This is a genomic window from Aquiflexum sp. TKW24L (assembly GCF_023502205.1).
Lineage (GTDB): Bacteria > Bacteroidota > Bacteroidia > Cytophagales > Cyclobacteriaceae > Cognataquiflexum.
The window spans coordinates 13,209-40,064 of sequence record NZ_JAMFLG010000040.1 but is presented as its reverse complement, the minus strand read 5'-3'; the positions used below and the strand labels follow the sequence as shown (position 1 = coordinate 40,064).

The window sequence follows — 26,856 nt, the reverse complement described above, 5'->3', positions numbered from 1 at the left end:
AACGAAAATGACCTCCAAATTAATTTTCTAGGTTTGAGATGGAAAAATTTCAGCCTCCATTCAAAATAGAAAGCAAGGGAGCAATTCGCTCCCTTTCCTACTTCAACCTATCCATAGTCACCACCGGAATATCCTTTTTCCCCATTTGCTTCAATGGCTTGATCTCTGACTTTGGGTATTCAAATCCATAGTCCGATAATTCCCAAAGCAAAGGCGCCAGGTTCTGCACCGCAGCTTTGCAACCTTGGACAATAGCCCCCATTTTTCCTGTTTGCTTGGACAGTTTGGCTTCATTCTCGATTTCGAATGGTCCGGTAAATCCCTTTTCCTTCAGGATATTGACAAAGGCTCTCCAATCCATGCTGTCGCCCAACCCAAATCCCGGCAAGGTCGCTTCGTAATGGTGCCTGTCCCATTCATTTTGACTAAATGGGATTCCTGCTTTTGCAGCCCATTCGGGTTTGACGCGTTGCATGGGGTACATATTTCCCCAGAAAGGATCTGAAATGTTTCTCGTCGACTTGACATGGATGCGCTTCAGCCTTGACATATCTGTATGTCGGATGACTTCCACAGGATCAGTATGTTGCCATACATCGTGGGATGGATCGTAGATTTCCCCGTGATTTTTGCTTGGGATCAGGTCGTACATGATTTTCCTTGCGGCCAAGACTCCTGTCAGGTTGTTGTATGTCGTCGAGTATCCTGAAGAGCGCCAACCTTCCATGGGACAGTTTTCATACAATACGGTGACGCCAAGGTCTTCCGCATATTTAATGATTGGAGAAAAGACTCTTTGGTATTCTTCCAGATTTTTCTCGAAACCGTTTTCCTGAATGCCCAATTCATGGTTGTAACCAACAAAAGTCCCAACTTTCACATCATTTTCATCTCCGCCCATCAGGTAAGCCATCCGGATCAATTTCAGCAAATGGTTTTGGTTTTTGGTCCTGTGAAAAGGATCGCCTCCAATTAGGTTTTCAAAAGCGCCGATGGACAGCCGAAGTTGGGCCGCATTGAATTTGTCGATCATCCCTTTGGCAGCCTCAATATCAAAGTTTTGATAATCCATATGAGTAGCCACAAAATCTTCCCTTGTACTGTCTTTTCTAAAAACACAAACATCCAATCCCTGCACTCCGATTTCTGTTGCTTTCTCAATAGTCTGATCCAAATCCAATTGGTCAAATGCAGAAGTCATGATCCAAATCTGATTGCTCATTTTTTAGTTAGTTTGGTTTTTTCTAAATATATAAACCCGCTTTTGGTTTTAAAAGGATAAGGAAGGCCGTTTATAAAAACCAACAAAGAATAATAAGCTGAAATGATTAAATTTGTCCAAAATCATTTCAAAAATAATGAAAACACTAAAAAACCTATCTTTAGTATTGGCTACCGGACTTGCCTTTGGTATTTTTTCCTGTGGGGGAAATACTGAAAAAACAGAAGTAATCGAACCAAGTCCTTTTGCTGTCAAAACTGAAAAATTAACGATTCAGGTGGATACCCTTTACACCGAGTTTGAAAACCCTTGGGGTATGACTTGGCTTCCTGACGGAAGAATGCTCGTTACAGAGAAAAAAGGAGAAATCCTGATTTTCAAAGATGACAAATTCACTGGTGAGAAACTGACGGGTGTACCTGAAGTCAGTACGGTCAATCAGGTAGGTCTTATGGACATTACCGTTCACCCAAAATATGCCGATAATGGATGGATCTATATGTCTTATGCCAGAAAGCAGGGCAAAGGAGAAGTCTTGGTCATCTCAAGAGCAAAGCTGAATGGCAATGCACTCGAAGGACTTGAAGAAGTATTTGTCTGCGGACCGGAATGGGAAGGCGGAAGACACTTTGGCTCGAGAATCGTATTTGACAATGACGGATACCTCTTTTTCTCCAACGGAGACAAAGGTTCCAGACCTGCCAATGCGCAGGAATTGGATAATGACCATGGCAAAATCCATAGAATCTATGATGACGGTAGGATTCCTGAAGACAATCCTTTCGTAGGGACAGCAGGAGCTTCTCCATCGATCTGGACTTATGGCAACAGAAATCCACAAGGCATGATCTATGACAAAGCCAACAACCGTCTTTGGGCTGTAGAACACGGACCAAAAGGTGGAGATGAATTGAACCTGATCGAAAAAGGCAAAAACTACGGTTGGCCGGTGATCTCTTACGGGATCAATTACGATGGAACGATCCTAACCGAATTGAAAGAAAAAGAAGGAATGGAACAGCCGGTTACCTATTGGGTGCCATCAATCGCAACCTGCGGGATGACTTTGGTGACTTCTGACAAATATCCCGAGTGGAAAGGAAATGTATTGGTAGGTGGACTTGCAGGTATGCAGATCGCGAGGGTAGAACTTGATGGAACCAAATATGTTGGTGAGGAAACACTTTTGAAAGACATTGGCCGTGTAAGGCAGGTTTCTGAAAGTCCGGAAGGCTATATCTATGCTGTAACTGAGGCTACCGGACTGATGGTGAAGCTGGTTCCTCAGAGATAAGGATCAATTTAAATGTGAAACTCGAAAGCCCTGTTAGATATAAAATTCTGGCAGGGTTTTTTTTATGCTTCCTGATTGTTTTTCTATACCCTTAGGGAGTTTTTATTATTTTAGAAATCCAAAACCATGAAAACCTGAGAACTCGACAACAATTTGAACCAATATAACAACTACAACTTTTTCACTCCCTTACCCTATGATTCCAAATGGTTTCGAATTCTGCCCATCTGTGCAAATCCTTTAAATATGTGGTTAAAATTCTATTATCTGTTTTTGGCGGAAAGCCAAAAAGGTTTCAAAAAGCTTGGAAATTGGGGAAGAATTATAAAACAAAAAGCCCGACCAAATGGCCGGGCTTTTTTATATTAATAGGTTTGAGATTAATAACCGGGATTCTGATCAGCATTTGTTAGCGCATTGTTGTTATCTATTTCAGAAAGTGGAAGAGGCATCAACAAATACCTTGCATTCCAGTTGGGAATAGGTTCGCTTGCCAAGAGGTTTTGTTTTCTCCATCTCCTGATATCTCTGTTTCTGATTTGCTCTCCTGCCAACTCTACTTGTCTTTCATGCTGAATAGCTCTTAGCATTTCTGTTTTGCTTCCGGTAGGATATTGGGCTGTTGGATATGGAGGCATGGCCACATCTGCCCTTGCCCTTACCTGATTGATATATGGCAAAGCAGCCGCAGGACCTGTGATTTCATTTTCCACTTCTGCCATCAACAGCAAGATATCTGCATAACGGATTGCCCTAAAGTTGATTCCTGATTGAACGTCTTCCGCTCCTCTTTTGTAGATCATTTGGTATTTTCTCCAGCTTGCCCTTGCAGTATTACCTTGAACTTTATCAGCAGTTAAAACTGAGTTTCCACCGTTAAAAGTATCGCCGATCTGGAAGAAGTTGTAGCCGATTCTAGGGTCATCTTTGGTAGCACCATTTGCAACCCTTTCATAAGCATTGAAAAGAGGCAAGCTGGGGATTACGTTTCTCCAAGCGGTTGGACCATATTCCTGACCACGGAAAGTCACTTCGGCAATCCCGCCTCCATCACCATTCCAAGCACCTGCAGTTCCAAAGGCCTCAGAAAATTGGATTTCCCAAATTGATTCAGCGTTATTCTCTCTTTCTTCTTCAAAATTATCAAGATACCTGTCGACCAATCTATATTGGTTTGAATTAATAATTTCTAAGAGGAAGGGTCTTGCTGCGGCATAATTTCCTCTAAATAAGTGGGCTTTGGCAGCTAGGGCTTGGGCTGCACCTTTGGAGGCTCTTCCAATGTCTGTACCGGTATAGGCACTTTTCAAAGGAAGGTTTGCTATCGCAAAAGTTAAATCTGAGAATATGAGGGTGTAAACTTCTTCCTCAGATACTCTTGGATTTGCATCAGGAGAGGTAGCTGTTGAGGTCATCAATGGGACTCCACCCCAAAGGGTGACAAGTTCATAATGAGCCAATGCACGTAGAAATCTAGCTTCACCCAATATTCTGGATCTAAGTGCCTCAGTTATTTCTTCAGTAGCCTTGTTAGCATTTTCCAATATCAAATTGGCTCTATGGACTATTCTGTACCAACCCCTCCAGTTCGCTTCATTGAGAGGATTGGAGGCATCAAATACATGGTTCAATACCTGTGCCCTTGCCGCTTCCAACTGGGGACCTCCTGTATCACAATCATCAGATAGGAGGTCTTGGAAGAAGAAATACTCCCTGTTATAGAGGTTATTGGCCTGAAGACCTGCATACACTGAGTTCACAGCTGCCACCAACTGGGGGCCAGTTCGGTAGAATGTTTCTGCCCCTAACTGATTTGGGTTAGTAGGACTTAGCCTACTTTCATCGCAGGAGTTAAACCCCAGCAACAACACTAATGAAGTAAGAATTAATCTCGTTTTCATATACTTTAACTTTTGATATTGAGATGTTTATTAAAATGTAAACTGGATACCACCGATGAATGTTCTAGCGGCTGGGAACTGACCATAATCAATACCGGTACCCAAAGATGAGTTGACACCTGTGCGGACAGCAATCTCCGGATCATAACCAGTATATTTGGTGAATGTCAGTGGATTTTGAGTCAATAGATATACCCTAATTCTACTCACATAGCCATTGGTAATTGAATTCAATGTGGCAGCAGGTATTGTATATCCCAAAATGATGTTTTTTACCCTCATGTAAGAACCGTCTTCAACAAACCTTGAACTTGCTCTTGCATTTCTGTTTGGATCGCCGGATACAGCTCTTGGTACGTTGGTATTGGTATTTGTAGGTGTCCATCTGTCAAGCACAACTGTCGAGGCATTAAATAGCCTTGTCATCCCTTCAGTATGGAATCTCAGGTTGTTAAATATCTCATTTCCCTGCACACCTTGTAAGAACATGGTAATGTCAAAGTTTTTATAACTTCCATTAAAGTTCAAACCGTAAGTAAAATCAGGTAAGTAATGGCCTAGGTTGGTTCTGTCGCTTGCATTGATCACCCCATCATTGTTAATGTCTCTGAATTTGATATCACCAGGTCTTGCATTCGGTTGTGCCGCAGTGCTCTCTCCTGTTTGAAAGATTCCATCAGCGATCCATCCATAAAAGTAGGCAATAGGCTGACCTTCTTCTGTAAAAGTCATGGGATCACCATTGAATCCAGGGCCAAAGATTGTGTTACCGGATCCAAGTGAAACCAGCTCATTATTCACAAAACCGATGTTGCCATCAATGGAGAACTGGAAGTCACCGGTATATTTTCGGTATCCCAAAGTAAATTCAACACCATTATTTTTGACAGTTCCAACATTCGCTACCGGAGCCCCGTCAAATCCTAAAGAGGGAGGAATGGGTACACCAAGGATCATTCCCTCTGTGGTATTGTCAAAATATTCAAAAGAAAGGTTAAACCTGTCGTTGAAAAGACCCAAATCCATACCAATGTTCTTCATTTTGGTTGATTCCCATTTCAGGTTGGCATTGGCCAATGCGCTTATTGTACTTGCACCTTGCAAACTTCCGGCAAAGTTGTAGAAGTGGTTACTATTAATCGTTCCCTGATAGACATAATCTCCGATACGGTCATTACCTGTTTCACCATAACTCGCCCTCAATTTCAAATCACTGATGGCAGTCAAAGATTGCATGAAGGTTTCCTGACTTAATCTCCAGCCTACTGAAACAGAAGGGAAAGTACCCCACTTGTTGCTTGGCCCAAATCGAGAACCCCCATCACGTCTGACAGAAGCACTGAAAAGGTATTTTTGATCGTAATCATAGTTTACCCTTCCGATGTAGGAGATCAAGGCATAATCAGTCTGACTACCTGAAGTCACTTGATTTTGTACACCTTGAAGTACGCGGACGTCATTTGTCAGGTTATTTTGTCCAGATCCTGAGAGGTTTGTAGACCTGAATGTTTGTTGCTCAATAACCCCCAATAAGTCAAAGCTATGCTTGTTGATGGTTTTTTGGTAAGAAAACTGATTACTAAACAAAGGGGAAACAAAGGTAGACCGGCCTTGAGCAATGGTAGCAAAAGGTTGGTTATTGAAATCACCTGCAAAGAATTTTGGGGTGTACTGGTCATTGGTACCTATTCCTATATCTATACCGGCGAGGAATCTGTATTTGAAACCTTCAAAAGGAGTTACATCAATGTAGGCAGTACCCAAGATTTTGAAATCCTGTTGTCTGGCAGTTCTCAATTCAGCATTCAAGACCGGGTTTTCCGGATCTGATCCATCCACCCTATCAGGAGACCTAAATCCACCTAACCTTGTTTCGTCCCTTACAGGGATGTAAGGCACTTGCTTTACAATATGCTCCAATTGGCTTCTGCCTCCGGTAAAAGGCTCATTGTTCCTATTAGAATAAGCAAAAGTAAGTGTCTGACCAAATTTGACATATTTGTTTACTTTGAAGTCTGTGTTTGAACGGAAAGAAATCCTTTCAAAATCGGTTCCTTTCATGATACCTTCTTGTGCAAAATAGCCCATTGATACATTGTAAAGGACACTTTCAGTTCCTCCAGAAATAGCCACATTATGGTCCTGGATAGGCGCTGAGCGGAACATTTCACCCTGCCAGTCAGTCTCGACATTGGCAAGATCGCCTAAGATATCGAATCTTTGGGGCGCAGGTTGGTTACCGTTAGCCAACAGCTCGCGACCAAAAGCGATATATTGATCTCTGTTTAGCAGGTCAAGTTGTTTCCAAGCTTGCTGAGTTCCATAATAGGAATCAAAGGTTACTTTTGGCTTTCCGATCACCCCTTTTTTAGTTGTGACAAGGATGACGCCATTCGCTGCCCTTGACCCATAAATGGCGGCTGCAGACGCATCTTTCAATACTTCGATAGACTCGATATCTGCAGGGTTGATCTGATTCAAGCCGCCCGCAGGCACACCATCGATGACGTAAAGAGGATCATTGTTACCTACAGTTCCGATACCACGAACCCGTACGATTGGTTCTGCTCCGGGTGCACCTGCATTTGTTACCTGAACACCCGCTGCACGTCCCTGAATGGCAGAAGCCAAGTTTGGTACAGGTAGGGATCTGATAGCTTCGGATCCAACAGAAGATATTGCTCCGGTCACCTTGGCCCGCTCTTGGGTACCATAACCCACAACTATGACTTCGGAAAGGTTAGACATGTCTGATTCCAAATTGATGGACAAGGTTGTCATATTGCCTACCCGGACTTCCTGCTGCTTAAATCCAATAAAGGAAAAAACCAACACAGAGTTGGCAGATGGAACCTCAATTGAGAAATTGCCATCGATATCAGTAGCAGTACCTTGGGTTGTTCCTTTGATAAGGACGTTGACACCAGGCATTGTCTCTGTTCCGTCTGCGGACTTGACAGTCCCTTTGACCACAAAGGATTGGGCCATAGCACTCAGCGGAAGCAAGAAGATTCCTAGGATGAGAAATAGGGCCAGCAACGAATTTGCTTTTTTCGGTGGCCCGGACTTTTTACAGTAAATTTTACTATGCATAGGTTTTAGGGTTTATGTGAAATAATTAATTAAAAAAGAGTTTTTGGTTTTTTGTAAATGGAAATGATTTCGGTGTAGGGGTAATGAAATAGGGATTTATGTAATAGTCAATGCTGGAGATATCTATATTATTCAAAACCAGTATTGGTGCAACCAAAGTGTAAGGTTTACTTTTTCGATTAAAATTGAATAAGAGAGCAGAAAGAAATGGTGAGTATGCAGAAAAATCAAAAGCCTGGACCATATTCAATCTTACAAATCGTACAGTCTCCTGAAAACCGGAGTAAACAATAATTAGACCCTGTTCCAGCCAAGGTTTTGGAAAATGGCAAAACCATGAAAAATGTAATCTGAAAATTTTTGTGGAATTCGATTCCATATGTGGTTGTTTGGGTATTGTTAATTTTTTGATCGCTGTTGCCAAGAGCAAACTTTAAATCCTTAAGCAACATGCACTTGAAGAGGTCAAGTTTATCAGACATTATAAACTTCTAAAAAAATAATTGTTAATGCAACCGATTTCATAAAATTATTTGATCTAGGCAGAAAATTCCCCTGTAGGAGGTATTTATCAAAATTAAATCCTGTTGTGGCCTATGGGAAAAATGGATGTGTATGAGGTGAAATTCAAAATTAAATTTCAAAAATTTTAATTAAGTGTATCAAAATATGTACTTTATGGGATCTTTGTGGAATTTACTTAATTAATAAAGTTCAAGAGTGAAGTGAGGTAAGATTATTTTCTTTTAAAACTTAACTAACTTTACTAAAAAAATACAAGAAGATAAGCAAACTAAAAATGATAATAAGTATAAAAACATAAAAAAAATATGGTATAATTAATATAGGTAAATTGAATAATTACATTACAACCGATTTCATAAAATCAACACTAAGTTTCCCATATTGCCTTTGCATTCAAATTAGATAAATAGATATTTCAACTTCCCATTTTGCAAAAACTGATCTCAATCAAATTAAAAAAAAAGAATGACTGTTTTTGATCACGCCGTCTCGATATCCCAGCATTCAATACCCAAATGAACAAGGAAACCACCATTTATGACATAGCCAAGGAACTTGGTGTGTCCCCAACAACAGTGAGCAGGGCATTGAATAACCATCCTGCAGTCAATGAAAAAACAAAGAAGAAGATATTTGATGCGGCACTGGAAAGTGGCTATCAATCCAATGTTTTTGCAGCAAACCTTAGAAATAAAAGAACATACAATATAGGAGTAATCGTCCCAAGGCTCAATTCAAGTTTTCAGTCTTCTGTTTTGGCAGGAATGGAAAAAGTTGCAAATGAGTTGGGATTTAACCTGATTATCAGTCAATCACTTGAATCCTATGATAAAGAAGTAGCAAATGCCTTGAGTATGTTTAATAGCCGGGTGGATGGTTTACTTGTATCCTTGGCGGGAGATACCGAAAACATTGACCATTTCAAACCCTTTCTTAAAAAAGGTACGCCATTGATGTTTTATGACCGGATTGCTGAGCATTCCAATAGCACGGGTTTTACCATTGATAATATTCAGGCTGCCCAAAATGCCACAAACCATTTGATACAACAGGGTTGTAAAAGAATTGTCCATGTACTGAGGACTCTCAAGATCAATGTCTATGCAGATAGATTGAAAGGGTATAAATATGCCTTGTTGGAAAATGATATTCCTTTCCGTCCATCTTTGGTGATTTACGCTGATCTTGTCGAAGAGGCAGGGGAAGAAATTGTCAACCAAATATTGAAAATGGATCCTATGCCAGATGGCCTTTTTGTTTCAAATGATTCTTGTGCTGCAAGTTGCATCCGGCATTTAAAATTGGAAGGAATCAGAATCCCGGAAGATATTGCAGTAGTAGGTTTTAACAATGAGGTAATTTCCAGACTTGTCGAGCCAAACATTACCACAATCAATTACCCAGGTTATGAAATGGGAGAACTTGCCATGAAAAACCTGATCAATCAACTGGAAAAACCGGGTGAGGGTATGCTTCACAATACCAAAAAAATCACTTTACGATCTGAACTCATTATCAGGGAGTCTTCCAAGAGAAAATAACATATGAGAATTTCCCCTTTTTATTTCATGATTTGCTGTCTTGTCATAATTGGTTGTTCAAGGCAGCCTGACAGTGACACCAAATTTGAATTGCTTTCTGCTGATAAAACGGGGGTTATGTTCAATAACAAGATAGAAATCGGTAAGGATTTTAACGTTCTCGATTTTGACTACATATACAATGGTGGTGGAGTGGCTGTGGGAGATTTCAACGGAGACAGTCTTCCCGATTTATTTTTCACCGGAAATATGGTCTCCTCAAAACTATACCTCAATCGGGGTGATTTCAAATTTGAAGATGTCACAGAAATCGCAAAGGTAAGTACCGATTCATGGACGGAAGGGGTGACTTTGGTAGACATCAATAATGATGGTTTACTGGATATTTATGTTAGCGTTTCCAACCGGGATGATGGTTTTCCCAATCCAAATCTGCTTTTTGTGAATCAAGGTTTAAATCATGAAGGCATTCCGGTTTTTGATGAAATGGCTTCCCAATATGGAATTGCAGACAGGGGTTACAATACCCAAGCAGCATTTTTTGACTTTGACAGGGATGGGGATTTGGATTTATACATTTTGTCCAATGCCTTGGAGAGTTTTCAAAGAAACCTTTCACGGCCAAAAGAAAAAACAGGTAAAGGTAAAAGCAACGATAAGTTATACCAAAATAATGGTGATGGGACATTTTCAAATGTGAGTTTGGCAGCAGGTATCATCATAGAAGGTTACGGGCTTGGACTTGCCATCAGCGACATCAATCAGGACGGTTGGCCGGACATTTATATAGCCAATGATTTTATTACCAATGACCTTCTATATATCAATAACGGAGATGGATCTTTTTCAAATCGGATTGCCGATATGATGAACCATCAAAGTTTCAATGCGATGGGGGTAGACGTCGCGGATTTCAACAATGATGCCTTGCCGGATGTGGTGACTTTGGACATGTTTCCTCCGGATAATTTGAGGCAAAAAACCATGTTTGCCCCTACGGAAAATTACGACCTGTACCAATCAAACATAGAACGGGGATATGAACCACAATATGTCAGGAACACCCTTCAACTCAATCGTGGTGATGGAACATTCAGCGAAATTGGGTTTCTGTCAGGAATTTTTCAGACTGACTGGAGTTGGTCCCCGCTTTTTGCTGACTTGGATAATGACGGCAATAAGGACCTCTTCATAAGCAATGGTTATGGGAAGGACGTGACGGACTTGGATTACATCAATTTCACCCAAAACCTTGGTCCCTTCACTAGTCCTGAGGAAAGGCGAAAATTACTCCTTGAAGGACTTGAATCTCTGAAAGAAGTCAAGCTGCCTAATTATGTTTTTCAAAACAATACTGACCTAACTTTTGGAGACAAAAGCCAAGATTGGGGGATTACGCATGCAACGATTTCCAATGGAGTAGCTTATGCTGACCTGGATAATGACGGTGACCTTGATTTGGTCATTAACAACCTCAACGAAACGGCTTTTATCTATAAAAATACCACAAGGGAAAAGGAACCTGAATCAACCAAATACCTTAAAATCGCATTTGCCGGACCAGCTAAAAACCGGAACGGCCTTGGTGCAAAAGTCTACATCCATTATGCTTTTGGAGATTCAAATACCACTCAATATTATGAACATTATCCCACCCGTGGATACAAATCCTTTGTAGAACCTTTGGCCCATTTCGGGATTGGTAATTCTAAAGTAATCAATGAGCTGAAAGTTGTTTGGCCGGATGGAAAAACTCAGATAGTCAAAGAACTTTCTGCCAACCAACTTATAACCTTAGAATACGGTGATGCTGTTGAATTCATCCAAACTATAGAGAAAACATCGCAGGCTGAGTTTATGGAGGTCAGTCTTGATTTGGGAATTGATTATTTTCACAATCATATTTCTTACAAAGACTTCAACAGACAAAGGTTGCTTCCCCATAAGCATTCAGAAAATGGCCCAGGTATAGCTGTTGGAGATATAAATGGAGACGGATTGGAAGATTTTTTTATTGGAGGATCAAAAGATCATCCTGGAGTATTTTTTATTCAGGGAAAAGATGGCCTGTTTTTGAAAAAAAGCTTGGAGGAAAGTTCTCTTTCTGACGACATGGGATCTCTTTTGTTTGATGCCAATGGCGACGGATTCCTAGACCTATATGTAGTCAGCGGCGGCAGTCGAAATCAAGAAGGATCACCTGAATACCAAGACAGGTTGTACATCAATGATGGCAAAGGAAATTTTAAATTAGGTACGGAATCCCTTCCTGAAATGCATTTCAGCGGTTCAGTAGTCACCGCAGCTGATTATGATGGGGATGGGGATTTAGATCTTTTTGTCGGAGGCCGAGTGAGGCCCGGTCAATATCCTATGGCTCCAAAGTCAGTGATTTTAGAAAATAATAATGGTAAGTTCACCGATGTTAGTAATTCTTTATTTCCTGTCTTTGAAACTTTGGGAATGGTCACTGCCGCACTTTGGACAGATTTTGACAAGGATGGGTTATTGGACCTGATCGTAGTAGGTGAGTGGATGTCTGTCAGGTTTTTGAAGCAAAGTCGGAAAACTGATGCGCCCATCGAATTTGTGGATGTTTCAGCAGAATTTGCACCTCAACATTCCACCGGTTGGTGGAACAGCATCACCTCAGCAGACCTCAATCAGGATGGAAAATTGGAATATGTACTAGGAAACCTTGGATTAAATTCCAGGTGGAAAGTAAGTCCTGAAAAGCCCTTGATCATGATAGCTAAAGACTTTGATGCCAATAAAAGTATCGACCCGATCATGTTTCAATACCTTCAAGATGGATTTTTTGCTATTCCGGGAAGGGACATGGTCGTCAGTCAGGTGCCATCTTGGAAGAACAGATTTCTAGTCTATTCCGAATATGCCAATACAAAGTTGGAGGATTTTTTTGTGTCAGGGGCAATAGAAGGAGTTGCCCGCTTGGAAGCTGATTATTTTCAAAGTGCAGTATTGGAAAGATCTACAGCCAACAAATTTTTATTAAAGCCGCTGCCTGTGGAAGCGCAATTTGCTCCGCAATATGGACTTGTTGTTGTTGAAAATTCAGCGGAGAGAAATCAATCCTTGCTTATGACAGGTAATTTCTATGGAAATGAAACCGTGACAGGGAGATATGATGCTTCTAAGGGACTACAGATTGAAAGTGAAAATGGAGATTTTAAGTCCTTGACATTGAGAGAAAGTGGATTTGTCATAGATGGACAAGGCAGGGCTTTGGCAGTTTTGAGGGATAAGGACGGCAATCCAATCATTCTTACCGCTCAGCATGGAGACAGCTTAAAAGTTTTTAAAAATATAAAGCCCCAATCTTACAACCATGTTGTAAAGCTGGGGCCTTTGGATTACCTGGCAGAAATCACCTTCAAAGACGGGTCAAAATCCTCCAAAGAGTTCTATTATGGAGATGGATACCTTTCCCAATCTTCCAGGATTTTACCTATTTTGGATTCTTATGATAAAGTTGCTATCACTGACTATAAAGGGAACAAAAGGACTGTTTGGGAGGATTGATCAATCAATCTTCCAAAGCCACCAACTCCCATTTTTTGAACAAAGCAAAATTAAGAGAAACGTAGAAAATGTTGGCATCCAAACCTGCATAAGGCTGAATGGTGCCACCCTGACCATTTGATGATGTAAAATTTTGGTTGAAGAAAGAATTTAGGTAGTATTTTGCTTTGATGCTGGTTCCTTTTGGAAGTGTGTAACCAATAAAAAGTGCATGTTGAAGGGTATTGATCCTGTCACTGAACCAAACACTGAATCTTTCTGTCCTAACTTCATCCACAAAAGTCCTTTCACGGTAATTCATGGCAATCTCAAGTTCATATCCGGCAAAGAAAAATCGGTCATTCATATTACCCAATTTGATTCCTAATGGAATACCCAAATTGTAATTCCTGACTTTTTTCCTCACTGAAGCCGATTCATCAAAAATGAATCCAACGTTTCGGATGTTAACTCCTGTAAACCAGCCAAAAGATTCACTTTGGTCAAAATTGAGGAGCGTCTGAAGGTTGATGACCGGAGAAAACCTGAGTACATTATTTTTGTTTTGAACGGTTCCTGTGGAGAAAATCCACTCACCACCGGAGGTGAAATAGGGTTTACTTTCTTTGGTTACAGTTTTGGTTTGAGCAAAAGAAACTGAGACGCAAAAGCAAAGCAATAAGAGAGTTGTGTAGAGTTTTTTCATTTGTTTGGGTAGGTTATGGTTAAAAAACAAATATCTTAAATGTAAAATGAAATTAAATGAACTCAGTATGAATAATCTGGTATTATCTAGAAATATTTTTTGGCAAATGAATGGATTCCAAAAATCACCAATCCCACAGATGTCCAAAGAAAAGTATCCCAAATTTCTTGGGATTTGGTACCTGAAAGCAACCATAGCGTGGCTCCTATTCCGGCCAAGGCGAAGTAGTTTCCGAATGGTATTTTGAAGAAGTCTCCGTCAGGTTTGGTTTTCCTAAGTTTGATCAATGAGGCACAGACCAAAGCATATAAGATCAGCCTTGAAATCACCGAAACAGCCAGCGAACTCATAAATCCCCAGAATATTGCCACAAATGCAACAAGTGCTGAGAAGAAGAGAATTGAGATATATGGTGTAGCAAAGCGTGGATGGATTTTGCCAAACAACTTTGGCAATTGATCTTCTTCACTAAGTGCAAAAGGCAACCTTGACCCGCTCAGAATCTGCACATTCAGCGTTCCCATAATCGATATGACAGCCCCAATGGTGATAAACAGACCTCCGTACCATCCCATGAAAACCGAAGCGGCATCTGCAAGTGGTTTTTCGGAAGTTGCCAAATCAGGAAGTGTCCCGATAGAAACGATCTGGATCAATATATAAAATCCAGCGATGACCGCTGCTGCTGTCAACAATCCAAAAGGAAGGTTTTTTCTTGGATTGACAATCTCTCCGCTATTGACCAATCCAGCTTCAAACCCTCCGAAAGCAAAAACCAACAATAAGGTAGAGGCTGAAAAGTCCTTCAAAGTGGGAACAGGCTGACCTTTCATCATGTCAAAATCAATATAAAATAAACCTACAATGATGAACACAGCCAAAGGAAAAAGTTTTGCTACGGTCAAAACATTGCTGACCCTTGCAGTATTTTTTACACCTATCCAATTAAAATATGCAATCAAGGCTGTGATGAGGATGATGATGGTGATTCTGACTTCAGGTTGGTTGAAGGTTTCAGAAAAAAATGAAAGGTATAAGACCATCAAGTTGATCAGCGTTGCATAGCTAAACAGTCTCGTAAGCATCAGTAGCCAACCGATAATAAATGCCGGGATCGGCCCAAAAGCAGTATGGACATACAGGTACGGACCACCGGTCTGCTCAAAGCGCGAACTGACTTCAGCAAAGACCAAAATCAAAACAGCCATCACCAAGGCACAAACCACAAAAGCCAAAATGGAATAGACTCCTGATAAAGCAAAAACCTTGGCAGGCAAGGCAAAAATCCCGGCCCCTATCACCGAGTTGATGATCAAGAAAACCAAGTCCCATCGTTGTATGCCGCGTTTAAGTTTTGTGGGTGAATTTGTCAATGTATTTTTGTGGTTATCTGCTATCCTAATCTTCTATCAATCCAACTCTACAAATAAACAAATAAACAATTAATCAAATAACCTCTTAACCAAATAACCCTTAACCAAATAAACAAACAACCATTCCCTACAAAAAATCCACATCCACACTAAAAGGATACTTCATTAAGTACTGAAGGGCTTCCTCAATTTTAAGATCTTCAAAAAGGACCTTATAGAGATTTTCCGTGATGGGAGCCCTCATTCCAGTGCCTTCCACAAAGGCTTTAATGAGTTTGATAGTATTGACACCTTCAGCTACTTCCTCCATGGTATTGAGGATATCGACGAGTTTTTCTCCCTGTGCCAATCTGAATCCGACAGTATAGTTTCTTGAAAGGGTGGAGTTGCAGGTGGCTACAAGATCACCGATTCCTGCCAAACCTATGAAAGATTTCAGACTTCCCCCGAGTGCATTTCCAAGATAGACAAGCTCCACCATCCCCCTTGAAATCAGCAGCCCTTTTGCATTTTCTCCCAATCCCATTCCTGCCAAGGCTCCGGCAGCTATGGCGATTATGTTTTTGAGTACGCCGCTCAGCTCGACTCCAACGATGTCAGAATTGCCGTAAACTTGGAATTTGTCAGTCCGAAGTAATCGCTGACCTTCTAATATTACTTCGTTGTATTTACTCGCCACCACTGTAGCAGCCGGCTGACCGAGATAAAGTTCACGTGCCAAATTGGGTCCCGCAAGGCATCCTACCCGCACTACGACAGTTTCTTTCATGATGACCTCACTCATGGTCAGGATATTTTCCCTGCTTATTTTTCCCATTTCCTCTAGCGTTTTTCCTATTGGTAAGTTCAAACAAAGGCCTTTTGTGCCATGGATGATCAAGTGATAGGGATATAGATATGGGGAAAATGAGCGGATAACTTCCTGAAAGGCAGAGGAAGGAACCATAAAAAAAATCGTGTTACAGGATTTGCACAAATATTCAGGATCTTGGGTTCCGAAGATTTCTGGGTTGATCTCAACACCGTCTACTGTGTGTTTTTGGTTAATTTCGTCTACTACTTCTGACCTTCTGACGTAGGCGATTACTTTACTTTTCTCGGCCAGGATATTCGCTATGGCAGTACCAAAGCTGCCCATGCCTACGACTCCGACTGATTTTTCTTTAGAAAAGTTTTTCGAGGTCATATCCGTAAAGTCTGTTATGGTAATAAAATAGTAGGCTCAAATCCTGAGTTTCAATGTTTCCTATGCTGTTTTTAACAAGGGGTCTCTTGGCATGGTACATCCCGACATTGGCCAATCCATGATCGATAATACTATCAATATCATTTTTCATGTGAGGAGCAATCTGGACTTTGGATTCGGCCTCAAGTTCCTTGATTTTGTCCAATACTTTTTGGCACTCTTCTTTGAATTCATTGTAAATGAGCACTACATCCTCTTCCGGTAGCCGGAGGAGATTGTATAGGTCCATCTTTTTGTTTTCTCTTTTGATCATCTGAAACGCTGTAAAAGCCACCAGATGGGAACTGAAAACCCGGTTGATTTTATGGAATTCCTCAACTATCCGCTTCCCCAAATGGTAGGTGTACTCTTCCTCCCTTTGGGCATCTACGGTAACTATTCCATTATATAAAAAATAATCTTTCGTGTCTATTTTTCTTCCATTTCTGTCAATGCTGTTTCCCTCATTGTCGACATAGTTGCCCAATACATCCAAAGCCTTCCCAATTGAAACAGAGATATCCGAACCTTTGGTAAAGAACTTGACGAGAAATTTGGAGATTTTGTAGGAAGTGGAAAACTCATCGGACTCTTTGTAATAGCGCTCTTGCCCTGTCAATGTAAGATGCTCCTGAATCAAACTTGGTCCTTCTAGGACGAAGTGGTAATTGATCGTGACAGGGACAATGAAAATCTTTCCGCTGACATCATCCTCTCCTCTTTCGAAATTTGCTCTTTGAGCTTCGACGGCTGTACTTAGAAGACCAAGTTTGAGTTTTTTCTCTATCATCCCGCTTCGGGACCGGGTACCACCCGGAAAGAAAAGGCTGTGTACTCCAAACTGCAAGGCTTCGGAAGAATATGTCTTTAGGGTTTCAAGGTAAATGAGGTTTTTCTTCCTCCTGTCGACTTTATAAGCACCAAGGGCATTCATAAAGTATGCAAAAATACTGATGTTAAACAGGTTCAATCCTGCTCCATAGATGAAGGGCGGTAAACCCAATACGGATATAATCCATCCAATCAAAATACTGTCTAGGTTGGAAAAATGGGTTGGAACCATCACAATCGTTCCTTTGGAGGCAAGTTCACGGATCTGATCCGTCTCTCCTACAATCTGGATTTTGTCCTGAAGGCTGAATTGGTTGCTGAAAATAGATTTGAAACCTTTTACCCTTGCGGCATTGAGTAACCTTGAAAACCCGAAAGTGACCATCCTCCGGGTCACTTTATAGTGGGAATGGATAAAGTTACTGGCGATTTCCTCCGAATACCGCATGGTGATATCATCTAGGATTTCAAGGTATTTTTTCTTCTTTTGGGTTTTGGTAAGACTGCTATCTGCACTAAGGTGTACAAGACTTGATTTTACCTTTCCCCAAAATTCCCTTTCATCGTCCGGGTCAACTGCCCATGGATTTTGTTTTATCCTCAGTTTTTCACGATAGAGGGTTGTTTCCAACTCCTCCCTGAGTAAATCCATATTTCCGGAGGTCATTTCCAATACGGATTTCTTGCTGGCATCTGCCACTTTCCTGATAAATTCCTTCCGGTTTTTGCTGAGTTTAACGACAGGCCATTCATCCTTTTTGGGAAGGATAGGTCCGTATTGATGTTTGATATAAGTGTCAGCCAAGTGTTATCCTTTTTATTGGATGAATAGCAAAGATAACAAAAATCATCATGTTGAGACATGCAGTTTTTGGGGTTTAAAAATCCATATTGTAGCTTGAAAAATTAAAAGATTCATTTTTGAAAACGTTTTGGATACAGGGGAGTTTGAATGGTAATATTTCACAATGGGTTTTGTGCTGCTAAGAATCCATTGTATTATTGCAGCAGCATTGTTTTATGAAGCCTGACCTCAAACAGATTCAAGCACCTATCGCCACAGAGATGGAGGAATTTGAAACCAAATTCCGTGACTTTATGAAAAGTAAGGTCAAACTTCTCGATCATATCACAAATTACATCGTCAGACGAAAGGGCAAGCAGATGCGGCCCATGTTCGTGTTTTTAACTGCGGGTTTGACTGGTGGGATATCTGAATCCACGTATAGGGGAGCAGCCTTGATTGAACTTTTACATACCGCTACACTTGTGCATGACGATGTGGTGGATGATTCCAATTACCGGAGGGGATTTTTTTCTATCAATGCCCTGTGGAAAAACAAAATAGCTGTTCTTGTTGGGGACTATTTGCTTTCAAGAGGCCTGTTGCTTAGCGTGGACAACGGAGATTTTGATTTGCTCAAAATCGTATCCAACGCTGTTCGGGAAATGTCAGAAGGCGAATTGCTCCAAATGGCCAAATCACGGAAACTGGATATTACAGAGGAAGTTTATTACACCATCATCCGTCAAAAAACTGCAAGCTTGATTGCGTCCTGTTGTGCCGTTGGAGCATCTACTTCCGGGGCTACGGTAGAGATTATTGATAAGATGCGCGCCTTTGGCGAAAAAATAGGAATGGCTTTTCAGATCAAAGACGACCTTTTTGACTATGGAGAAGATGAGATCGGCAAGCCTTTGGGTATTGACATCAAAGAAAAGAAGATGACCCTTCCCCTCATCTATGCGCTCAACAACGCCTCTTGGCTGGACAAAAGGAAAATCATTTACCTTGTCCGCAATAAAAACGAGGATAAGAAATCTGTGAACGAAGTCATTACTTTTGTAAAGAAGTCAGGTGGCTTGGCTTACGCAAATGAAGCCATGACTAAATATTTTGAGGAAGCCATGCTACTCCTTACCGATTTCCCCGATTCAGAATACAAGCGTTCCTTGGAAGGCCTCGTCAGGTACACCATCGAGCGGAAGAAGTAAATACTTCTCATCCAATAATTTCTTCTGATTAATATAAATGCATTTTCCAATTATTGGATCAAAGAAGGAATCCACTTAAATTAGCAAAAAGCAAAAAAGATGACGACGCTAACTGTAAAAATCAAAAATGATGAAGATTGGGATTTATTAAAATCAATCCTAGATAGGTTGGAGATAGAATATGACATTACCAAAGAAAGCGATTATGATAAGGATTTTGTGAGTAAAATCAAGAAAGGTGATTTGGATATACTTGCCGGGAAAACCAAAAAAGTAAACCTTGATGATATATGGAAATAGAATTAACCTCTGAGGCCCAAAAAGACTTGGAATATTGGAAAGGCAGTAACAATGAGTCAATTTTGAAGAAAATCAGGGGTTTGGTAGAATCTATCCAAATTTCTCCCTTTCAGGGAATTGGAAAACCGGAAGCTTTAAAACATGAATTATCTGGAAAGTGGTCAAGAAGGATAACCCGAGAACACAGGTTAATTTATTCAATTGAAAGGAACACAATTTACATTTTTTCTTTAAGAGGACATTATTAGTTGGTATAGGTTGGCCAAAATTATCGGGTCCTGATGAAATCAATAAACCTTATCTTTTTCCTTATGCTTCTGATAACTGCCTACTGCTTCTGCCTACTGATTTACTCCTCCAACAATTCACTCACGAGCGCTTCATGTTCCTTAACCCAGCGGTCATAGTAATCTCCAGTACCCGGACCGGTAAATCCTGTATGGATTTTTCTGACTTTCCCTTTTTTGTCAATATAAATCAAAGTCGGAAACGCCAAAACCTCATTCAAAGCAGGTAAGGCCTCTGATGCTTTTTCTTTGTCACTGACCCCTGCGATCAGGAATGTATAAGTGGCATTCAGCCTGTCGATGGTTTTTTTTACTCGGGCACTTGCGTATTCAAATTCGGGTTTACTTTCGAATGCCAGCCCGATAATTTCCACTCCTCTGTCTCTGTTTTTTTCATACCATGGAGCTAAAAATTTGGTTTCATCAACGCAATTGGGGCACCAAGTCCCAAAAATCTGAACTAATACCGCTTTATATCTAAATTTTTCGTCGTCAAGAGAAACCATTTTTCCATTTACATCTGGAAAGGTGAATGAAAAAGTATCATAACCATCTTTGAGGTAATTGAGGGAAAAAGCATCCGGAAGTTCGAAATTTTCATCGCGCACAGCCTGAAAGGTTTCTTTTACTTTAGGGCCGCTGCGGAAGCGACCTGCCACCGATCCATCAGCCTGAAGTTCTCCCGAAAACAGAAATAAATGGTTGCCATCAAAGGTGCTAAGCTGAAAAGTATTGCCCGAAACATTGCCTTCGAGATATCTGTAATCTCCGAGTTTTGTTAGGAATGTCCCGGTGATTTTATCTCCGTTTTGGGTGAAAATCCCAACGGCAGGATAGGTTTCGCCATCTTCCTCGAGAAAATCTGTTTTCCACTTTCCGGAGAAATCGGTCGCGGGTTTTTCAGTCACTTCAAACCTGTTTTTTTCCTCCTTTTCAGCTTTGAATGGAACAAAATAATTTTTTGCATAATTTTTTGTAAAAACCCCTTCTATCAGCTTGTTACCAATGATTTTTGCCCGGATTTCAGAGTCAAAAGTCCCTATAGTTACTTTTATAGAATCGCCTGTGACTACCACCTCATCAAAGGTCAAAATTTCCTCAGCATGGTAAGCTTCCATGATCCAGTTTTCGCCCTTTTGCACAAACCCGATTTCAAATGGAAGCAGGTCTCCGGTGAGATCGAGTTCGGCATGCCATCTACCTCGGAAATCAGGTTTTTCTGTTTTTTCATTTGAGCAAGAGGAAATGAAAACAATGGCAATTGTGATGACAAAAATTTGAAAGAATCTCATGATTTGTGGTCGTGGTTTTTTTGCAAAGAAAACAAAATCTATAAATCTACTGGTTTTGTGTGGTAAAGAATTTTTTTAATCAAAAGGTTCAAAAGTTTTCTGAAAATAAACCGAGGTCGCCAGAAACCTCCAAAAAGCCCAAATTCTATGGGAAATCTCCCCACTTTTCTCCCGAAATGGAAATAATGAATTTGATCCCGATTATTTCCCATTTCATTCTTAATAAAAACCATGTTTTTGGATTGTTTTTGATATTTTTTTCTGATTGAGATTCTCCTCAACTCATTGATCTCCAAATAAAAAAAGGCCTAAAATTTTCAAGATTTATTGTAATAAATCAAACTTTTAGATAGTTTTAAGAAAAAGTGGAGAAAAGTGGGGAAAAGTGGTGCATGGTGTTGATGCTTTTCTTACTTTTGTCATTGTAGTAAATCCAAGATAAGCCCATGGGAATGTTCAACAGTCGATACGAATGCAAGGTGGATCCGAAAGGACGTCTGGCATTGCCTGCCAAGATGAAGGCAGCAATACCGGATTCCAACGGTGATACCCTCATTTTGCGGCATGGAGACGATGGATGTCTTGCGTTGTACACCCAGGTAGAGTTTAAAAAACTGTTACATCAGATCAATGCGCTCTCAGACCGTGATCCAATCCAAAGAAGGATCAAGAGAGGTTTTTTTGAAAGCATGACTGAGGTGGAACTGGATAGCGCAGGTCGTTTTTTGATCCCCAAGACTTTTCTCCAAAAAGCCGGCATCGACAAAGATGCCATCCTTTTGGGCGTGGGTTCATTCGTGGAAATCTGGAGTCCTGAAAAATACGATCAAAATACAATTACTGATCAGGATGAGCTGTCAAACTTGATGGATAAATATCTTTCCTGACCATGACAGCACTTCCTTATCATATCCCCGTGATGCTTGGCCCTTGCATTGAAGGCTTGGCTATTGATCCCAATGGGATTTACATAGACCTGACTTTTGGTGGCGGCGGCCATTCGAGGGAAATCCTCAAACATTTGGATAAGGGCCATTTGTATGGGTTTGACCAAGATGTCGATGCTGAAGCAAATATCCCAAATGATGAGCGCTTCACATTCATTCAGGCCAATTTCAGGGATTTCAGAAAATACCTCCGCCTCTATGGTGTCAGCCAAGTGGACGGAATTCTCGCTGATTTGGGGATTTCTTCCCATCAGATAGACGAACCCAAAAGGGGTTTTTCGACGCGATTCGAAGGCGAACTTGACATGAGGATGAGTAGCGGTATGGATATTTCGGCAAAGGATGTCCTAAATACTTACGAAGAAGGAAAGCTTCACAAGATTTTCGGCATTTATGGAGAAATCAAAAATGCCAAGACACTTGCACAGGCGGTAGCCTCTCAAAGAGCTGCAGCGCAATTTGAAACAACAGCAGATTTCAAAGCACTTCTTCAGAAATATGCCCCGAGAGGCAAAGAGTTTAAATATTTCGCCCAGGTGTTTCAGGCATTGAGGATTGAGGTCAATGATGAGATGGGAGCCTTGGAAGACATGCTGAAACAGACAGTGGAGGCATTGAACCCGGGAGGAAGATTGGTCGTCATGAGCTACCATTCTTTGGAAGACAGGCTGGTCAAGAACTTTATCAACAAAGGAAAATTCCAAGGTGAGGTAGACAAAGATTTCTACGGCAACCTACTCAGGCCTTTGGAACCGATACACAGGAAAGCGCTCATCGCAGATGAGGAAGAAATACAGAGAAACAACAGGGCACGCAGTGCTAAATTGAGAATAGCGGAAAAGAAATAAGATGAGCCAAAATACTTTCAAGAAGAAAATCCAACATGGTTCTTCTCCAAAGGGGAATGGTAAAAACATCTTTACCATGATCGAAGAGAAGCTCAACGTGACCGGTATTCTCGGAGAGGGTGTTCCGGTTCATTTTGCACCGCCATTCTTCTTTGCGGCTTTCTTGGCGCTCATATATATATGGAGCAACCACCGTGCAGACAACATGATCCGCAAGATCGAAAAACTGCAGCAGGATGTCGAAGACGTCAGGGCAGATGTCACCACGCTCGAGGCAGAATTTATGCTGAGCAGCAAGCAATCCGAAGTCGCAAAAAAAATTGCGCCCTTGGGCATCGTAGAAATTGAATCTCCACCGATAAAAATAATTGTTGACTAGTGAATATAAAACGTTCCATAGTAATGCGTGTAAGGATAGCCTTCATTGTGGTGGCTGTGTTTGCAGGGGCAATCTTCTACAGGATTGTCCATTTGCAGTTTATGGAAACCGAGAAATGGCAGGCTAAGTCAGAGACACTTAATTTCCAATACAAACAGGTAAGTGCAACAAGGGGGAATATTTATGCCGCTGACGGAAGCCTTTTGGCCACAAGCCTTCCTTTTTATAGGGTTGTCATCGATCCGATGGTAGCCAAAGAAGATGTATTTTCAAAGGGAATTGATTCCTTATCCTACTTTTTATCTTCTCATTTCAAAGACAAATCAGCTACTTCCTACAAAAGGATGATCCGTGATGCCCGATCGGAAAAGAAAAGGTATGTCATTCTTAACCGTACCCAAATCGGCTATCAAGACATGCAAAAAATGTCTAAATGGCCGATTTTTAAAAATGGACGTTCAGGAGGCGGTGTCATTTTTGAAAAAGTAGAAAAAAGATACAAACCATTCAACAACCTCGCGAGCAGAACGGTGGGATTTGTCAATGAAGACAAAAACGGCGCAGGTATCGAATATAGCTTCAATAATTTTTTGGAAGGGAAAAATGGAAAGGCACTTTTTCAAAGGATTGCCGGAGGTTCTTGGAAGCCTGTTTTTGATGCAGAAGACATCAAGCCGGATGACGGGTTTGACATCCTGACCACCTTGGATGTCAATATTCAGGATGTGGCAGAATCTGCACTTTTGAGGCAACTGACAGCCAAAGATGCCGAATTTGGCTGTGTCATCGTGATGGAAGTCGCCACAGGACAAATCAAAGCACTGATCAACCTGCAAAAAAATAAGGACGGTTTTGGATACGGAGAGAACTACAATTTTGCCATCGGTGACCAAGGCTTGACCGAACCGGGATCGACATTCAAATTACTGTCGATGCTTGCACTTCTCGAAGAAGGTAAAATCAACCTCAAAGATACCATTGATACGGGTAAAGGAACTTTCAAATTCTACGACAGGAATATGAATGATTCCAAAGAAGGTGGCTATGGCAAAATCACGATTAAGGAAGCATTTGAGAAATCTTCCAATGTGGCCATCTCAAGGCTTGTGGAAGACAATTTTGGACACAATCCAAGCAAGTTTGTCTCCTACATTGAAAAAGCCGGACTCGACAAACCGATTGATTTTCAATTGAAAGGCGAAGGTGTTCCTTATTTCAAAAAACCCGGAGAGAAAAATTGGTATGGTACCACCCTTCCTTGGATGTCGATTGGCTATGAAGCCAAGTTGACCCCATTACATACCCTGATGCTTTACAATGCTGTCGCAAATAATGGCAAAATGGTCAAGCCGATGATTGTGCAGGCAGTAGCTAGAGGCAATCAAATTGAAGAAAAATACGAAACAGAAGTGGTCCGAAGGAGCATTGCATCTTCCAAGACGATTGATCAATTGAAGATATTGTTAGAAGGCGTAGTAGAAAACGGCACCGCCAAGAATGTATACACCAAAGAATATAAGATCGCCGGAAAAACAGGAACTGCTCAGAAGTTGATTGGTGGCCGGTATACTCAGCGGTACTATACTTCTTTTGCCGGATACTTTCCTGCAGACAATCCAAAATACTCAGCCATCGTGGTGATTGACAGCCCCAAAGGTTATGCTTCATATGGGGGCGACGTTTCAGCTCCGGTATTTAAGGAAATTGCCGATAAGATCTATGCTCAGGATCTTGGGCTGAATGAAAAGAAAACAGATAAAACCTACTTGACTTCCAATTCAGGAGCTTTTCCAATGATACAGGCCGGCAAAATGGATGAACTACAGTTGATCTGCAACAAGTTTGGAATCTCCAACCATGGTTCCAGCGAGATGGAGGAGGATTGGGTAAAATCAACTCCAGTTAACAAAGCCGTCATCTGGAAAGCCAATAAAGTGGATTCACCCACAGTGCCTGATGTGACGGGCATGTCTTTGAGGGATGCATTGTATGTATTGGAAAACAAAGGAATACGTGTGGTTTACCAAGGAAAGGGAAGAGTGAGAAATCAATCCATCAATCCCGGTACGCCGGTCAATAATGCTTATGTAATCAATTTAGTATTGGGATAAATGAAAGTATTGAAAGACATATTGTACAAAGTCTCCCTGACCTCAACCCTTGGAAACATGGAAGTTGAGGTGGGTGATATTGTCTTTGATAGCCGCAAAGTCTCTCAGGGAACGGTCTTCGTGGCCATTTCAGGGACTCAAGTGGACGGTCATGCTTTCATTGAAACAGCCATAGAAAAAGGAGCTGTAGCCATAGTTTGTGAATCTATTCCTGATAAGCTTCAGGGAAACATCACCTATGTACAGGTGGTCAATTCCTCAAGAGCCTTAGGAATTATGGCATCCAATTATTTCGAAAATCCATCTGAAAAGTTGAAGCTCGTGGCGGTAACAGGTACCAATGGGAAAACCACTACCGTCACGCTTCTCTATCAGTTATTTATGGAAATGGGGTATCAGACGGGTTTGTTGTCCACCGTGGAGAACAAAATCAATGAACTGACAATTCCTTCCACACATACTACTCCCGATGCCTTGAGCCTACAGAAGCTCCTCCGACAAATGGTGGATGCGGGTTGTACCCATTGCTTTATGGAGGCAAGTTCCCATGCTATCGTGCAGGAAAGAACTGCCGGTCTGACATTTTCCGGAGCGTTGTTCACCAACATTTCTCATGACCACCTTGATTACCATGGTTCTTTTGACGAATACATCAAAGCCAAAAAGAAGCTGTTTGATGAATTGCCAAAGGATTCCTTTGCGCTAGTCAACGCCGATGACAAGCGTGGATTGGTCATGTTACAGAACTTCAAAGGTTCCGGCCATACTTTTGGGCTGAAATTTCCTGCTGACTTCAAAGCCAAAATCATTTCCAACACGATTGAAGGTCTGGAGCTGGAGATTGACAACCGACAGGTATGGTTTAGGATGATCGGTCAGTTCAATGCTTATAACCTTTTGGGTGTATTTGCCATGGCTGTACTCCTCGGTGAGGAAGAGGAAGAAGTGCTTTTGCAGCTTTCCAAAGTTCCCGGCGCACAAGGTCGGTTTGACAAGATTGCCATGTATGGCATCACCGCCATCGTCGATTATGCCCATACGCCTGATGCGCTCGAAAATGTCCTCAAAACCATACAAGGTGTAAGGACGGGAGGCGAACAGGTAATCACTGTTGTGGGCTGTGGTGGCAACAGAGACAAAACCAAAAGGCCGATCATGGCGAAGATCGCTACCCAATATTCGGACAAAGTGATTTTGACTTCTGACAATCCCAGAGACGAAGAACCTATGGCCATCCTCAGAGAGATGGAAAAGGGAATCAATCCGGTGGATTTCAAAAAGACATTGGTGATAGAAGATAGAAGAGAGGCCATCAAGACTGCCGCTGTAATGGCAAAAAAAGGAGACATCATCCTCGTTGCCGGCAAAGGGCATGAAACCTATCAGGAAATTAAAGGTGTGAAACATCCTTTTGATGACCGTCAGGTAGTGGCTGAGATACTTAATCTGTTGAATAAAGACTGA

19 protein-coding genes are annotated in these 26,856 nt (G+C 41.3%); 11 read left to right on the top strand and 8 right to left on the bottom strand.

Annotated features, from left to right (window positions below; all coding sequences use genetic code 11):
- Window positions 1-97: 97 nt before the first annotated feature.
- Window positions 98-1,222 carry a sugar phosphate isomerase/epimerase family protein gene (locus M3O96_RS18890; protein ID WP_249723123.1) on the bottom strand — a complete coding sequence of 375 codons (1,125 nt, stop codon included), beginning with the start codon at window positions 1,220-1,222 and terminating at the stop codon, window positions 98-100.
- A 136-nt stretch (window positions 1,223-1,358) separates the two neighbouring features.
- Between M3O96_RS18890 and M3O96_RS18885 the strand changes: the two genes are divergently transcribed.
- A complete protein-coding gene (locus tag M3O96_RS18885) occupies window positions 1,359-2,516 on the top strand; it encodes a PQQ-dependent sugar dehydrogenase (RefSeq protein ID WP_249723122.1) in 1,158 nt (385 codons plus the stop codon).
- 380 nt (window positions 2,517-2,896) lie between these two features.
- Here M3O96_RS18885 and M3O96_RS18880 read toward each other — a convergent pair whose 3' ends face one another.
- Both M3O96_RS18880 and M3O96_RS18875 read right to left on the bottom strand, forming a co-directional pair.
- Window positions 2,897-4,417: a RagB/SusD family nutrient uptake outer membrane protein gene (locus M3O96_RS18880; RefSeq protein ID WP_249723121.1), complete on the bottom strand. Its 1,521-nt coding sequence runs from the start codon at window positions 4,415-4,417 to the stop codon at window positions 2,897-2,899.
- A gap of 30 nt (window positions 4,418-4,447) precedes the next feature.
- On the bottom strand, window positions 4,448-7,456 hold the full coding sequence (locus M3O96_RS18875) for a SusC/RagA family TonB-linked outer membrane protein (RefSeq protein WP_249723119.1): 3,009 nt from the start codon (window positions 7,454-7,456) through the stop codon (window positions 4,448-4,450).
- Window positions 7,457-8,550: 1,094 nt separating this feature from the next.
- Here M3O96_RS18875 and M3O96_RS18870 point away from each other — a divergent pair.
- Entirely contained in the window at window positions 8,551-9,576 is a 1,026-nt protein-coding gene (locus M3O96_RS18870; RefSeq protein WP_249723116.1) for a LacI family DNA-binding transcriptional regulator, read from the top strand.
- Between the two features lie 117 nt (window positions 9,577-9,693).
- Complete coding sequence (locus tag M3O96_RS18865) at window positions 9,694-13,119, top strand: VCBS repeat-containing protein (protein ID WP_249723114.1); 3,426 nt, start codon at window positions 9,694-9,696, stop codon at window positions 13,117-13,119.
- A gap of 4 nt (window positions 13,120-13,123) precedes the next feature.
- Here M3O96_RS18865 and M3O96_RS18860 read toward each other — a convergent pair whose 3' ends face one another.
- From M3O96_RS18860 to M3O96_RS18845, 4 genes are all read right to left on the bottom strand, one after another.
- Window positions 13,124-13,804 (bottom strand): hypothetical protein, encoded by a 681-nt coding sequence (locus M3O96_RS18860; RefSeq protein WP_249723112.1) that lies wholly within the window; start codon window positions 13,802-13,804, stop codon window positions 13,124-13,126.
- Window positions 13,805-13,890: 86 nt separating this feature from the next.
- A complete protein-coding gene (locus M3O96_RS18855; RefSeq protein WP_249723110.1) occupies window positions 13,891-15,177 on the bottom strand; it encodes an APC family permease in 1,287 nt (428 codons plus the stop codon).
- Between the two features lie 127 nt (window positions 15,178-15,304).
- On the bottom strand, window positions 15,305-16,363 hold the full coding sequence (locus M3O96_RS18850; RefSeq protein ID WP_249723107.1) for an NAD(P)H-dependent glycerol-3-phosphate dehydrogenase: 1,059 nt from the start codon (window positions 16,361-16,363) through the stop codon (window positions 15,305-15,307).
- On the bottom strand, window positions 16,341-18,038 hold the full coding sequence (locus M3O96_RS18845; protein ID WP_249723105.1) for a 1-acyl-sn-glycerol-3-phosphate acyltransferase: 1,698 nt from the start codon (window positions 18,036-18,038) through the stop codon (window positions 16,341-16,343). The genes M3O96_RS18850 and M3O96_RS18845 overlap by 23 nt, the downstream gene beginning before the upstream one ends.
- A gap of 215 nt (window positions 18,039-18,253) precedes the next feature.
- Between M3O96_RS18845 and M3O96_RS18840 the strand changes: the two genes are divergently transcribed.
- The 3 genes from M3O96_RS18840 to M3O96_RS18830 all read left to right on the top strand — a co-directional run bounded on the left by M3O96_RS18840 (window position 18,254) and on the right by M3O96_RS18830 (window position 19,776).
- Entirely contained in the window at window positions 18,254-19,228 is a 975-nt protein-coding gene (locus M3O96_RS18840) for a polyprenyl synthetase family protein (RefSeq protein WP_249723103.1), read from the top strand.
- A gap of 99 nt (window positions 19,229-19,327) precedes the next feature.
- The gene (locus M3O96_RS18835) at window positions 19,328-19,528 is read left to right on the top strand and encodes a DUF2683 family protein (protein ID WP_249723101.1); all 201 of its coding nucleotides are present in this window, start codon (window positions 19,328-19,330) and stop codon (window positions 19,526-19,528) included.
- Window positions 19,519-19,776 (top strand): Txe/YoeB family addiction module toxin, encoded by a 258-nt coding sequence (locus tag M3O96_RS18830; protein WP_249723099.1) that lies wholly within the window; start codon window positions 19,519-19,521, stop codon window positions 19,774-19,776. The genes M3O96_RS18835 and M3O96_RS18830 overlap by 10 nt, the downstream gene beginning before the upstream one ends.
- Window positions 19,777-19,877: 101 nt before the next feature.
- On the opposite strand, the gene M3O96_RS18825 is transcribed toward M3O96_RS18830, so the two are convergent.
- Window positions 19,878-21,107, bottom strand: coding sequence for a peroxiredoxin family protein (locus tag M3O96_RS18825; RefSeq protein WP_249723097.1), 1,230 nt, complete (start codon window positions 21,105-21,107; stop codon window positions 19,878-19,880).
- A 446-nt stretch (window positions 21,108-21,553) separates the two neighbouring features.
- Between M3O96_RS18825 and mraZ the strand changes: the two genes are divergently transcribed.
- From mraZ to M3O96_RS18800, 5 genes are read left to right on the top strand one after another with little or no spacing between them, the layout of a single operon-like run.
- Entirely contained in the window at window positions 21,554-21,994 is a 441-nt protein-coding gene (gene mraZ / locus M3O96_RS18820) for a division/cell wall cluster transcriptional repressor MraZ (RefSeq protein WP_249723095.1), read from the top strand.
- A gap of 2 nt (window positions 21,995-21,996) precedes the next feature.
- Entirely contained in the window at window positions 21,997-22,902 is a 906-nt protein-coding gene (rsmH, locus tag M3O96_RS18815) for a 16S rRNA (cytosine(1402)-N(4))-methyltransferase RsmH (RefSeq protein ID WP_249723093.1), read from the top strand.
- 1 nt (window position 22,903) lies between these two features.
- Window positions 22,904-23,281 (top strand): FtsL-like putative cell division protein, encoded by a 378-nt coding sequence (locus M3O96_RS18810; protein WP_249723091.1) that lies wholly within the window; start codon window positions 22,904-22,906, stop codon window positions 23,279-23,281.
- Window positions 23,281-25,392: a PASTA domain-containing penicillin-binding protein gene (locus tag M3O96_RS18805; protein WP_249723090.1), complete on the top strand. Its 2,112-nt coding sequence runs from the start codon at window positions 23,281-23,283 to the stop codon at window positions 25,390-25,392. The genes M3O96_RS18810 and M3O96_RS18805 overlap by 1 nt, the downstream gene beginning before the upstream one ends.
- Entirely contained in the window at window positions 25,393-26,856 is a 1,464-nt protein-coding gene (locus tag M3O96_RS18800) for a UDP-N-acetylmuramoyl-L-alanyl-D-glutamate--2,6-diaminopimelate ligase (RefSeq protein WP_249723089.1), read from the top strand.